12 protein-coding genes and 1 pseudogene are annotated in these 13,496 nt (G+C 34.0%); 8 read left to right on the top strand and 5 right to left on the bottom strand.

The window, feature by feature from the left end; translation table 11 throughout:
* Positions 1 to 27: 27 nt before the first annotated feature.
* The 6 genes from spoVS to mutL all read left to right on the top strand — a co-directional run bounded on the left by spoVS (position 28) and on the right by mutL (position 8,224).
* Positions 28 to 288: a stage V sporulation protein SpoVS gene (gene spoVS, locus I5818_RS15395; protein WP_058002725.1), complete on the top strand. Its 261-nt coding sequence runs from the start codon at positions 28 to 30 to the stop codon at positions 286 to 288.
* 274 nt (positions 289 to 562) lie between these two features.
* Positions 563 to 2,107, top strand: coding sequence for a tRNA (N6-isopentenyl adenosine(37)-C2)-methylthiotransferase MiaB (miaB, locus tag I5818_RS15390; RefSeq protein WP_058002726.1), 1,545 nt, complete (start codon positions 563 to 565; stop codon positions 2,105 to 2,107).
* On the top strand, positions 2,108 to 2,539 hold the full coding sequence (locus I5818_RS15385; RefSeq protein ID WP_058002727.1) for a YlbF/YmcA family competence regulator: 432 nt from the start codon (positions 2,108 to 2,110) through the stop codon (positions 2,537 to 2,539). It begins immediately after the preceding gene.
* A 377-nt stretch (positions 2,540 to 2,916) separates the two neighbouring features.
* On the top strand, positions 2,917 to 3,456 hold the full coding sequence (locus I5818_RS15380; RefSeq protein WP_058002728.1) for an outer spore coat protein CotE: 540 nt from the start codon (positions 2,917 to 2,919) through the stop codon (positions 3,454 to 3,456).
* Between the two features lie 283 nt (positions 3,457 to 3,739).
* Positions 3,740 to 6,322 (top strand): DNA mismatch repair protein MutS, encoded by a 2,583-nt coding sequence (gene mutS, locus I5818_RS15375; RefSeq protein WP_180212883.1) that lies wholly within the window; start codon positions 3,740 to 3,742, stop codon positions 6,320 to 6,322.
* A gap of 12 nt (positions 6,323 to 6,334) precedes the next feature.
* Positions 6,335 to 8,224, top strand: a complete 1,890-nt coding sequence (gene mutL, locus I5818_RS15370; RefSeq protein WP_078111021.1) for a DNA mismatch repair endonuclease MutL — start codon at positions 6,335 to 6,337, stop codon at positions 8,222 to 8,224.
* Positions 8,225 to 8,474: 250 nt separating this feature from the next.
* Here mutL and I5818_RS15365 read toward each other — a convergent pair whose 3' ends face one another.
* From I5818_RS15365 to I5818_RS15355, 3 genes are all read right to left on the bottom strand, one after another.
* A complete protein-coding gene (locus I5818_RS15365) occupies positions 8,475 to 8,681 on the bottom strand; it encodes a hypothetical protein (protein WP_209391786.1) in 207 nt (68 codons plus the stop codon).
* Between the two features lie 84 nt (positions 8,682 to 8,765).
* Positions 8,766 to 9,041 carry a hypothetical protein gene (locus I5818_RS15360; protein WP_209391785.1) on the bottom strand — a complete coding sequence of 92 codons (276 nt, stop codon included), beginning with the start codon at positions 9,039 to 9,041 and terminating at the stop codon, positions 8,766 to 8,768.
* Positions 9,042 to 9,396: 355 nt separating this feature from the next.
* The gene (locus tag I5818_RS15355) at positions 9,397 to 9,837 is read right to left on the bottom strand and encodes a hypothetical protein (protein ID WP_209391784.1); all 441 of its coding nucleotides are present in this window, start codon (positions 9,835 to 9,837) and stop codon (positions 9,397 to 9,399) included.
* A gap of 349 nt (positions 9,838 to 10,186) precedes the next feature.
* Here I5818_RS15355 and I5818_RS15350 point away from each other — a divergent pair.
* Positions 10,187 to 10,643, top strand: a pseudogene (locus I5818_RS15350) (DinB family protein).
* Positions 10,644 to 11,073: 430 nt separating this feature from the next.
* Positions 11,074 to 11,256 (top strand): hypothetical protein, encoded by a 183-nt coding sequence (locus tag I5818_RS15345; RefSeq protein WP_078111442.1) that lies wholly within the window; start codon positions 11,074 to 11,076, stop codon positions 11,254 to 11,256.
* 557 nt (positions 11,257 to 11,813) lie between these two features.
* Here the strand turns inward: I5818_RS15345 and I5818_RS15340 are convergent.
* Together I5818_RS15340 and I5818_RS15335 are read right to left on the bottom strand one after the other, a co-directional pair.
* On the bottom strand, positions 11,814 to 12,203 hold the full coding sequence (locus I5818_RS15340) for a YvaD family protein (RefSeq protein WP_209391783.1): 390 nt from the start codon (positions 12,201 to 12,203) through the stop codon (positions 11,814 to 11,816).
* A 110-nt stretch (positions 12,204 to 12,313) separates the two neighbouring features.
* Entirely contained in the window at positions 12,314 to 13,342 is a 1,029-nt protein-coding gene (locus I5818_RS15335; protein WP_078111444.1) for a DUF3231 family protein, read from the bottom strand.
* Positions 13,343 to 13,496: the final 154 nt, after the last annotated feature.

Genomic DNA, 13,496 nt, shown 5'->3' with positions numbered 1-13,496 from the left:
ATTGGGAAAATACAAGGAGGAGAAGAAATGGAAATATTAAAAGTTTCAGCAAAGTCTAATCCTAATTCTGTAGCTGGTGCACTTGCCGGTGTTCTTCGTGAGAGAGGTGGAGCAGAGATTCAAGCTATCGGTGCGGGGGCATTGAACCAAGCGGTGAAGGCGGTAGCGATTGCCAGAGGATTTGTCGCACCTAGTGGTGTTGATTTAATTTGTATCCCAGCTTTCACTGATATTCTAATCGAGGGAGAAGAACGGACGGCAATCAAGCTAATTGTGGAGCCAAGATAATCGCATAAACTTTTAATTTGAGGGCTTAGGTAACTAGGCCCTTTTATTTTGTAATTTTTAAAATCGACTAATGGTCCCGGTCATTAATCCAAATTAGCAGGATGCGTATAAACCTTCTTTTTTTGACCTTTTTTCGACAATATGACAGCAGTATTGTGTTCAAATAGAAAAGGCTTTATACTAGAATAATGTGCATATAAATAATTATAATGGAAATGAAATGCAAGAATCTCATTAAATTATAGAATTTATTAATAAGAGAAAGGGGATCTCCATGAACGAAAAGCAACGCTTAGAGGGACAACAAATCAAAACAGCTACTCCTGCGGACAAAAAATCCGAAAAGGATTATAGCAAATACTTTCAATCTGTTTACATCCCACCGAATTTAAAAGAGGCAAAAAGACGTGGGAAAGAAGAAGTAAAATATGAAAAAGACTTTCATATTTCTGAAGAATTTAAAGGAATGGGCAACGGTAAAAAATTCTATATTCGTACTTATGGTTGCCAAATGAATGAGCATGATACAGAAGTTATGGCAGGTATATTTATGCAGCTAGGGTATGAGCCTACTGATTCTGTCGATGATGCCAATGTTATTCTACTTAATACTTGTGCTATACGTGAAAATGCTGAAAATAAAGTATTCGGTGAAATCGGTCATTTGAAACCGTTAAAGCTTGAAAAGCCTGATCTCTTAGTGGGTGTATGTGGATGTATGTCTCAGGAAGAATCAGTTGTAAATAAGATTCTTGAAAAGCACCATCATGTAGACATGATTTTTGGTACCCACAATATCCATCGTTTACCACAAATTTTAAAAGAAGCTTATATGTCTAAGGCAATGGTTGTTGAAGTTTGGTCCAAGGAAGGCGATGTCATCGAAAATCTTCCTAAAGTTCGAAAGGGCCAAATTAAAGCATGGGTTAATATTATGTACGGCTGTGATAAATTCTGTACATACTGTATTGTCCCTTATACTCGTGGGAAAGAACGTAGTCGACGCCCAGAGGATATCATTCAAGAAGTACGTCATTTAGCTGCACAGGGGTATAAAGAGATTACACTCTTGGGACAAAATGTTAATGCGTACGGAAAAGATTTTGAGGATATCAATTATGGTCTTGGTGATTTAATGGATGAACTTCATAAAATCGACATTCCAAGAATCCGTTTTACAACGAGCCATCCGCGCGATTTCGATGACCGTTTAATTGAGGTGTTAGCGAAAAAAGGGAACTTAGTTGAGCATATTCATTTACCAGTTCAATCTGGATCAAGTGCGATGCTAAAAATAATGGCTCGAAAATATACAAGAGAACGTTATTTGGAGCTTGTTGGAAAAATTAAAAAGGCGATCCCAGATGTGGCATTATCAACAGATATTATTGTTGGATTTCCTAATGAAACAGAAGAACAATTTGAAGAAACGATGTCATTATATCGTGAAGTTGGCTTTGAAATGGCCTATACATTCATTTATTCACCAAGAGAAGGAACACCTGCTGCCAAAATGAAGGATAATGTTCCAATGGAAGTTAAAAAGGAACGACTTCAACGACTAAATGCATTAGTAAACGAAATGTCTCGTGCAGCATTAGAAAAGTATAAAGGTCAAGTAGTCGAAGTACTAGTTGAAGGTGAAAGTAAAAATAATCCTGATGTTTTAGCTGGATATACAAGAAAGAATAAATTGGTTAACTTTATTGGACCAAAATCAGCTATTGGAAAACTAGTAAATGTAAAAATCACAGATGCTAAAACTTGGTCTTTAAATGGGGAAATGATTGAAGAATTAGAAGTGGTAGAGGTGAAATAAATGAAACGATATACAAAAGATGAAATTGTTGAACGTGCAAAAGAAATTGCAAAAATGATTAGTGAAACAGAAGAGGTAGACTTTTTCAAGAGGGCTGAAGCTCAAATTAACGAAAACCAAAAGGTTCGTGAAATGATTGCAAGTATTAAAAGCTTACAAAAACAAGCAGTAAACTTCCAACACTATGGAAAGTCAGAAGCTCTAAAAATGGTAGAAGCCAAGCTTGAAAAGATTGAAAATGAATTAGATGAAATCCCAATTGTTCAAGAATTTAAACAATCACAAGAAGATGTAAACGACTTACTACAAATCGTTGCCGCAACAATATCAAATACAGTAACAGACGAAATAATCACCTCAACAGGAGGAGACTTATTATCCGGAGAAACTGGGTCAAAAATAAAAAATAGTACGCCAGGAAGCTGCGATTAAAAAAGGGGTCAGACCCCATACAATCAATCCGTATAGAGATAGCTTTTTCTATACTAATTATTGTGTGGTGGGGTCAGACCCCCTTTTTTACGTTATAATATTTGAAAATTATAAATAGCCTTCGAGATGGAATCTGTCTTATTTTGTCAATCCCTTTATTATTTGCTACTTATGCGCCTAGAACATAAACAAGGCATTTACATATAATGAAATAACCTATAAACAGTATTAGTAATGACTCTACTTTACATCTTCTCACCTAGTTGTATATCGAAAACTATGCAACTATGATTCACCAGAACAACTGAAAATATTCGCACCATAGATGAATGCCATGCATAGGATGAAATGAAAATAAATGAGGAGGTTTCGCTCGAATGGCAGAATACAGAGAAATAATAACAAAAGCAGTCGTAGCGAAAGGACGTAAATTTACACAGTCCAATCATACGATATGCCCACCGCATCATCCATCGAGCATATTAGGTTGCTGGATTATAAATCATAAGTATGAAGCGAAGAAGACAGATAAAAAGGTTGAAGTGTTCGGTTCATACGATATAAATGTCTGGTATTCCCACAGTGATAATACAAAAACATCTGTTGTCACAGAAAAAGTGGATTATCGCGATATTGTGAAGCTAAATTATCGTGACCCTGATTTTCTTGATGATAGGGAAGTTGTAGCAAGAGCCTTACAGCAACCTAATTGTATCGAAGCAGTAATTTCCCCAAATGGAAATAAAGTGATAGTCAATGTTGAAAGAGAATTCCTTGTTGAGGTTATTGGAGAAACAAAGGTTTGTGTTGCTATTCATCCTGATGGCTGTGATTGTGAAGATGAATGGGAAGACGAATTAGATGAAGAATTTGAAGAATTAAATCCGGACTTTTTAGTTGGAGCTGAAGAGGAGTAGGTTTATATACCTTATATGGGATTTGAAAAGTAGGCTAGGAGAAATTCTCCTAGTTTTTTCTTTGTTCCAGAAACTATTTTAGTCAGTTCCTTTGATCATTTTATTTTCATTACATACAAAAATTAGAGTAATATGTTTGTCAGACGGCTAAGGTACATGACATTTGCATCATTCTTATATATCTAAGGATGATTTTCCAACATACTTCCATGCTGAAATTTGCAAGATTATGTTATAATATGAGAATCAAATAGATAGATGCACGGAAAGGGTTTTGTCGATAATGAGTCAATATACGCCGATGATTCAACAATATTTACAAGTAAAGGCAGATTATCAGGATGCCTTTTTATTTTTTCGATTAGGTGATTTCTATGAAATGTTTTTCGATGATGCGGTTAAGGCATCCCAGGAGCTAGAAATTACACTAACAAGTCGTGATGGTGGCAGTAGTGAACGTATTCCTATGTGTGGGGTGCCATATCACGCAGCTAGCAATTATATTGATATTTTAATAGAAAAAGGCTTTAAAGTAGCAATTTGTGAGCAGGTGGAAGATCCCAAGAAAACAAAAGGGATGGTAAAACGAGAAGTAGTTCAATTGATAACACCTGGAACGAAAATGGATGGAAAAGGTTTAGTCGAAAAGGAGAACAACTATATTGCTTCTATTTCTGATTTTGAAGGTTCATTCGGTATTGCCTATACCGATCTATCCACGGGTGAAAATCATGTATCCCTTATAACAAGTAGCTTTGATCTAGTACTTAATGAAATGGCGACAATTGGGGCAAAAGAGATTGTTGTACATTCACAGTTCAAAGACAACTATCAAAAGCAATTAATTGAACGGATCCATGCAACGATTTCTATCGAGGATGATCTAACTGAAAAAATGGATTATCAAAATCTACTTTCAGACATTTCAAATCAAGAAATGAGAATATCGATTATTCGTTTACTTAATTATTTATTCCGTACTCAGAAAAGAAGCTTAGATCATCTTCAGCCTGTATCTGAAGTTGAGATTAATCAATTTATGAAAATCGATTATTTCTCAAAACGTAACTTAGAAATAACAGAAACGATTCGGTCTAAGGGGAAAAAAGGTTCATTGCTTTGGTTATTAGATGAAACGATGACAGCGATGGGCGGTAGATTGTTAAAGCAATGGTTAGATCGACCATTAATTGATCAAAAGGAAATTGAACGAAGACAGCAATTGGTCGAAACATTGATTGAACGCTTTTTTGAGCGCCAGGATTTAAGAGAGAAATTAAAAGAAGTGTACGACTTAGAAAGATTAGCAGGTCGGGTGGCTTTTGGAAATGTGAATGCACGTGATTTAATTCAATTGAAATATTCCTTGCAACAGATTCCTATCATTCGTCAAATTCTCGCTCAAATGAATATTGAAAATGGCAAGATTGTTGAGAGTTTGGATCCTTGTGAAGAATTAACGGATCTTTTAGAAAGGGCGATTATTGATAATCCTCCACTATCCATTAAAGAAGGTGGAATCATACAGGATGGGTATCATCAAGAGCTCGATCAATATCGTGATGCAAGCAGAAATGGTAAAAATTGGTTAGCTGCACTGGAACAAGAGGAAAGAGTGAAGACAGGAATTAAATCCTTGAAAATTGGCTATAATCGTGTATTTGGATACTATATAGAGGTAACAAAGTCTAATTTACACCTATTAGAAGATGGACGATATGAAAGAAAACAAACATTAGCCAATGCAGAACGATTTATTACTCCGGAATTGAAGGAAAAAGAAACGTTAATTTTACAAGCAGAGGAAAAAAGTGTAGAACTTGAATATGATTTATTTGTGCAAGTTCGGGAGTTTGTCAAAGAGTTTATTCCACGACTACAAAATCTAGCCAAAGCAGTAAGTGAAATTGATTGTCTTCAATGTTTTGCTACAATTAGTGAAGCGCGACACTATGTAAAGCCTAAATTTAACCATGAAAGAAAGATTGTCATCAAAGAAGGACGTCATCCAGTTGTTGAAAAAGTCATGAATGCACAGGAATATGTTCCAAATGATTGTTTAATGGATTCAGATCGTGAATTATTATTAATAACCGGTCCAAATATGTCAGGTAAAAGTACATATATGAGACAAATTGCTTTGACTTCCATTCTTGCACAAATCGGATGCTATGTACCAGCAAGTGAAGCCATCTTACCAATATTTGATCAAGTCTTCACGCGAATTGGGGCAGCAGATGATTTGATCTCGGGACAAAGTACATTTATGGTTGAAATGTTAGAGGCTAAAAATGCGATTACTAATGCAACAAAGGACAGTCTTATTTTATTCGATGAAATTGGTCGTGGAACATCTACCTATGATGGGATGGCACTTGCACAGGCAATCATTGAATATATTCATTCGCGTATTGGTGCAAAAACATTATTTTCGACACATTACCATGAATTAACGATTTTGGATGAATCTCTAAAACAGTTGAAGAATGTTCATGTAAGTGCGATAGAACAAAATGGGAATGTAGTCTTTTTACACAAGATAAAAGAAGGGCCAGCTGATAAAAGTTATGGTATTCATGTCGCTCAATTAGCGGAATTACCAGCTGAATTAATTAAGCGTGCAAATGAAATTTTAAGTCAATTAGAGAATCAAGATTCTCAGGAAACATCCACCCCGATTAAGCAAAAAAATCAGTCTTCGGAGCAATTGTCCTTTTTCGAGGTGCCAGAGTCTAAGCCAAAACAAGATGTATCCTCAAAAGAGAAAAAAATTGTTGACGAGTTAAAAAATATAAATCTATTAGAAATGAATCCATTACAAGCAATGAATACTCTTTATGAGTTGCAAAAAAAATTAAAGGGTTAGGAGGTGCTCCCTTTGGGGAAAATCATTCAATTAGATGATGTCCTATCCAATAAAATCGCTGCAGGAGAAGTGGTAGAAAGACCGGCATCTGTTGTTAAGGAGCTTGTTGAAAATGCAATTGATGCAAAGAGCTCAGTCATTGAAATAGAAATAGAAGAGGCAGGATTAAGCAAAATTCGAATAATCGATAATGGATCAGGGATTGATGAGGAAGACGTTCCTCTCGCTTTTGAGCGTCATGCAACAAGTAAAATAAAAGATGAAAATGATCTATTTCGAATCAAGACACTAGGATTTAGAGGAGAAGCACTTCCAAGTATTGCTTCAGTTTCTCATTTGGAAATGGTGACCGCTACAGACAATCATCCAGGTTCAAAGATTGTCATTGACGGTGGAAGAGTAACAACACGAGAAAAAGCACCAAGTCGCCGTGGAACAGATATTACCATTTCGGATTTATTCTATAATACTCCTGCTCGCTTAAAATATATGAAAACCATTCATACTGAGCTAGGTAATATTACAGATGTTGTCAACCGTTTGGCATTAGCACATCCGGAGGTCTCTATTAGGCTTCGTCATAATGAACGAATGTTGCTACAAACGAACGGGAACGGAGATGTACGTCAAGTACTTGCGGCAATATATGGGGTAAATATTGCAAGGAATATGATCCCCATCAAAGCTAGTTCATTAGATTTTCAATTAGAAGGTTATATTTCTATGCCTGAAATTACAAGAGCGTCAAGAAACTATATATCTACAATGATTAATGGGCGCTTTATCAAAAATTATTCACTTGTAAAGGCTATTCAAGAAGGATATCATACATTACTGCCAATTGGACGCTTTCCCATAGTGCTACTCTCAATTCAGATGGATCCGATATTAGTAGACGTGAACGTTCATCCAGCTAAGCTTGAAGTCAGACTTAGCAAAGAACAGGAATTAAATCAACTAGTATCTGAAACGATAAAAGCAGCCTTTAAGAAAAAGGAGCTAATTCCTAGTGGATTTGCTCCTGTAAAAAAACAAAAGATACAAGCTGAACAAACGATCATGCAGTTGGATCATTTACCAGAGAGAATAGTGAATCGGCCTGAAACGGTTAAATCAGAACGACCTCCAACCTATCAAACGAATGAATTACCAGTTGATGAAGTGAAACAAATCGTTGAATCAAATAAACCGGAATTTAACAATGAGGAGTCCATTCTTCCCGAAGAACCACTATTACCGGAAGTGATCGAAGAAAAAATTGAGGATTATGATGAGCATTATGAATTTCCAGCCGAACAGGATATTTCACCAGACTCTCCAAGGGTACCACCCCTATACCCTATAGGACAAATGCATGGAACGTATATATTTGCTCAAAATGATAAGGGATTATATATAATTGATCAGCATGCAGCACAGGAGAGAATTAAGTACGAATATTTCCGAGAAAAGGTAGGTCGAGTGGAAAAGGAACTTCAGGATTTGCTTGTTCCTCTTACATTCGAATATTCAACAGATGAAACGATAAAAATTCAAGAGAACCTTCATGAACTTGAGAAAGTTGGAGTTTTCTTAGAACCGTTTGGACATAATAGTTTCATTATTCGTTCCCATCCTGTTTGGTTTCCAAAAGGAGATGAGCAGGAGATTATTGAGGATATGATTGAACAGCTTTTGTCAATGAAAAAGGTTGATATTAAAAAGCTTCGGGAAGAAGCAGCGATTATGATGAGCTGTAAAGGCTCGATTAAAGCCAACCATCATTTGCGAAATGATGAAATTCAGGCTTTACTCGATTCTTTAAGAGTTTCGTCTGATCCGTTTACCTGTCCTCATGGTCGACCAATCATTATTCATTATTCCGTTTATGAAATGGAAAAAATGTTTAAACGAGTCATGTAATTTCTAGCAAGGTCAAACCATTGATATATATAGGTTTGACCTTGCTATTTTATATGATTTGACCACAAAATGACCACATTTATTGTTCAACGTTAGTTTTCCTTCATTAAATGATTTGTAAAAATTTTCTTCTGTTTTAAAGATAACTTAATGGGTATACTTCGTGGAGATGGAAAAGTGCCCCTTATTAAGGTGTGTCGTAGCGCAAAAAATAAAGTGAAACATACTAAACATTTTGTTCTATTTATTATCAAGAACCAGTAGCTTTAACCAATCCAATAATTATGAGAAGTAATCCAAATAAAATGATCCCACTTCCAAATGAAAATATAAGATCAAATACTAAAAACATAGTTCCTACAGCTTTATTTCTATAGGATTTAGCTTCATAAACAAAATAAAAAATTGCTAAAACAATCAATATAAAACCAAATAAAGATAATAATAACCAAGTCATATATGTATGCTCCAAAAATTTAAACATAGCAATAATTTTTTTAAAAAAACAGGTAATGCTCCACATTGGGAGCAAAATAGATTTTTATAGTTTAGCAAGTATCCAATCTTGAATTTCATTTATTAGATCAGCACCCACTTTTAATGTACCTAATACAGTGCCCTGTCCAATGATTTTTAATTCCGGTCCAATTTTTAATCCCTCAAAAGAATAAGTTACAGTATCTATGTGTTTCAGTGGGATTCTTGATGTGTTAATAAGTCCTTCGCTTCTTAAGTATCCATTTTCAATAAGAATTTTGTTTTTGTTCCAGGAAAACTCAGTATCTGTTTTCTTTAAAGAACTTCCGAATAAACCCATATTTAATATCCTCCAGATTGGTCTTGATGTACCTAATAATTTTATAAAACTGGAAAATAGTTGTATAGAGGGAAATAGTGGATAAGCGTCTACTGTATAAAAGGATTGGAAAATAAATGATAAATTTGTTGTATTTTTAACTAACAGTTCAGATTAAGGTTTTCGTTAAAGAAGATTATATTAAATATCCATTCAAAATTAAGGTGTGGGGGATTTACAAGAATAAAAACGTTCAATACAAACTTATAATATAGATAAAATCTTAATTCACTTCGTTAGCATGATAATTAATAAGAAAATAGCGATTTATTTTAAAAAACAATTAATTCCTTTGCACTACTTGTTTTCATTGTTATTAATCATCACTGGTGTAATTTTTTTTACTAAAAGCTTTCCATTTTCCATCCTCATATATTTCCAAAATATTTCCTGCCCCCGATATAAAGTTAATAGTCATATTGTTATCCATGTATTTTGTTATTGGTAATTCAATTTTTACCTTTATTTGAGGTCTATCCTCTAAAAAAAATACATCATAAGTAACAGCATCATAGCCTTTTCTTACTTCTTTTGCTATTAATGAATATTTTATTGTGCCTTCTAATTTCTGGGCTAATTTCATTTGTTGATAATACATCTCACGAAACTCTTTATAACTTATAACTTTTGTCTCAATTGTCAACTGTTTATTATGGTCGAACGAATACTTCTTCATTTGGGCAATTATACTTGGTAAATATATCAAAATGATGATGAGAATAATAAAACCTAGTACGATCGAAACAGTCCTTTTCACAATCTTACTCTCCTTTCCTTTTTTTATAAAAGGTACCTTCATTACTAAAAATATTCTTAAAATTTATACAATCATATTAACATAGTATTCTTAATAATCTTCAGATAAATTGCCCTAATATATCAAAACCTTTGGATAAGATGAGCCTATCTTAGTTGGTTTGATCAAGTACGGTAAAATATTAAGCAAAAACAGCGAAAAAAAGAGATATTTTTTCTTTGGTGAAGGAGATTTGTTGAAGAAGGAAATTATCCTATGTTTGTCGAAAAAGTCATACTAAATAAGATGTTTTATTATTCTTAAAGTTAATTTTAACGCTAGTTTAATTTCTTTTTTCGGAGGGGGATTGTTGCAGACATTTTTTCGATATAACTGGATGGTAAGAGAAGACTGGTATCGTTGGTGTGAAGAGTTAAGTGAAGAAGAGCTTTTGCAAAAACGTACAGGTGGTATGGGAAGTATATTTCATACACTTTTCCATATTGTTGATGTCGAGTGGAGCTGGATACGTCTATTACAAGGTAAAACTGATTTTCAGGAAAGTTTCGATAACTTTAATAGCTTGAGCAAGGTTCGAAATTTGGACGCAGAATTTCATGTAGAAGTGGAGAACTTTGTGAACAATTGGGATGCTAGTATGGAAAAACCATTTATTTTACGATACCATGCCAGATGGAAGAACTGTAACGGATACTTGGGGTGAAATTATGAGACATACGATTGCTCATGAAATTCACCATATAGGACAACTATCCATTTGGGCGAGAGAATTGGGAAGAAAGCCTGTTTCTGCAAACCTTATTTGACGGGGTCTCTCCTCTCATTCAAAAAAGTAGTTTGATATTGGATGGGTTTCAGCATTTAGATGGATTCAATATGTACTCTTGTGATTAATAGCTGGGGTTTTGGTTGATCGTTTTTACCGAAAGACTGTGATGGTAGTAATAGATATGGGACGTGGCATAGATGTTTTTATTTGCTAAATGGACGTCACAGGAGTACTCAGAATTGGCTTGCTAATGTTCCTGCTGGTGCTCTTTGGTGTCATGTCCTGCCTCCCAGTACTTTGGCCATTAATTAGCCCCCTCGTCCTTTATTAACACGTGCATATGCACGGCTAGAATAAGCAAGCAAAGGCACTATCATTTGAAACTTTTCGGAAGTTAAATCGTATAAAAGAAGAGGATAAGCAAGCAATGCAAATAAAAAAGATTTTAGAGAACGAGGTATTGTGGTATGGAGAATAAAAAATGTCTTAAATGTGGTGGTACGGAATTCGCGGAAGGCACAGATTATATGCCCATTAAACCGAACAAAATGTCTATGAGTGGTGGAAATAAAATTTACACCTTTTGTTTAAAGTGTGGGGAAGTTGATTCAATCCGTATTGAAAATACAACTATTTTCGGAAAAAAATAGATGTAATTCAAAACGGATTTGTTGACAATGGTTAGTGCAAACTTTAAAAATGGCTGGCTATTATGGAGAGTCAATGAGAATGAATGCTCATGAAACTGCATATGAAACGCGCCATGTAATTTTAGACAAGGATAAACTCTTTATTTAATAGGATTTATCCTTGTTTTTTACCAATAATAAGCTGTATTCATTGTTCTAAATTAAGGCAGTGCTCTAAAACGCGAATAAAGGGTAAATGGAAAAGTATTTCTACTTTGTCTGAAAACCAAATAAAAATTATTATATTCCATAGATTCATTTAATACAGTCTTTGAAGTTGGGGCAGGATGACCAAAGAAAAGTGACATTGGCATTTGTTTTCAAAATGAAATTGCTTAGTTTTTACTAGCAGATGAAATGTAATAAATAAATTCCATATTAGCTTTCTCATAAGCACCACCTCATTAAGGAATGTCAAATTAAAAATTACTTTCATACTTACGAGGATTTCTTCATTTAAGCTAAGCCTTGTTTTTTAAAAGGAAAAACAAAGCTTTAATAGAAAGAGAACCAGACTTTCATATCTGATTCTCTTTAAATAGTCCTGGAAGAAAAAATATGGGATAGACAAGTAAAAATAAATTAGGAATCCACCAAGATGGATCAAAGTCACTTCTTAGTACCCAAAAGGATATTGCTTGTAGACCAGAACATGATGTTAAAACTAACGATACAATAGCCATTTTACTCCATGCTGACTTTCCTTTTTTATATAAGTATAGACTTGTGAATCCAGTAATTGAAATTAGGATATCTAAAGGAAAAAATGACCAGTTCCAAGCTGAAAGTATAGGATTTTTGTAATCCTTAAAAAGATATTCATCAGGAATAATATGTAAAAAAGTTATGGTCCAATATAATATAAAACCTATATCAGTCACCCAAAAAAAATATCGTAATAATTTCATCTTTGTACTCCTTCGTATACGTAACTGATATATACGATTAGAGATTAGAAAAGGTTTCAAGTTAGTTCTATAAAAAAAGGGGAATACATAATTTGAAATTTCTTCATTCATCATTTTATATTTTCTCGATCTAAAGCAAAAGGAGGTTGTTCCATCCAATGATTCTTCATCATAATCTTAGATCCCTCACTTACGAACCGACCAATATTTGTTAATGATTTAACATACATTAGTGCAATATCACTTCTCCCATTTACGGCCAAGGAGTTTCCCATAGTCCTAATCTTCATTGAAAACATATCCACCTTGTGGAATAACATGAGTTTATCGGAAAATGGGGGGAATTCTGACTTGGTAATTAGATCATCAAGTAATGATGGAGAGGGTAAATTTTCATCATGTAGCTTCTGTATATAATGTTCCACATTTTTTTCCGTCATTCTTTTCCCTTTAATAAATAAATCTCGAATATTTTTATTCCTGGCAACTTGCGAAAATGCTGTAATTAGAGCCTTACTTGTTACATTATTTTCGATATTATCATAAAGATGGGTTATTTCTAGCGCATGTAAAGAGCGGACATCACCGATATATCCGTTTAAGAAGTGCTCAGAAGCAAATGTTGCTTTATCAGGTGTTGGAATAGTTGGAGGCTTTTTAATTAGACCTTTATTCATTAAGATGGAATTTATTTGTTCCATCAATTGCATGGTTTTGTCCATACTATCTTGAAAAAATGATTTCACATCTTCTCTATACATTAATGGGATTGCAATCATGTAAATACTTAACCCTGCTTTAGCAACATACTTTAAATAATGCACATAGAATGGATCTTCAAATAATCTTGGAGCACCTAAATTTACATCATCACTTGAAAATCCAACAGGGAGTGGAAAGCCTTCTTTTTGAAAAATTTCTGTGATTTTTGCTAGAAACTCTTTAGATAAGTTTAATGCATTGTTTAACAAATTTTCGACATCTTTATCTTCAACATTTTTTAGGTAATAGGATAATATCTGTATAGACATGCTATTTCCCATATACGTCGCCCAAAGTTTCCCCATTTCTGCAGAAGTTAATTTTTCGTTTTTTAGTTCTTTATTAGTATTTATCTGAATTGGCTTAATCGTTTCCATAAAAAAGAGGTCCCCTTATATTGTTTATTGTATAGTTTGAGCTATTGAAAGAAATGTATTCAAGGAAAAACATCAAATGAGATTACTCATTTATATTAGAATTCAAAAAGGTACTATGGAACGTTAAATAGGATATAAACAAGAGGCTGGGACA

Source organism: Heyndrickxia oleronia (assembly GCF_017809215.1).
Taxonomy (GTDB): domain Bacteria; phylum Bacillota; class Bacilli; order Bacillales; family Bacillaceae_C; genus Heyndrickxia; species Heyndrickxia oleronia.
The sequence above is the reverse complement of the archived record's forward strand: the minus strand, read 5'-3'. Positions and strand labels throughout refer to the sequence as shown.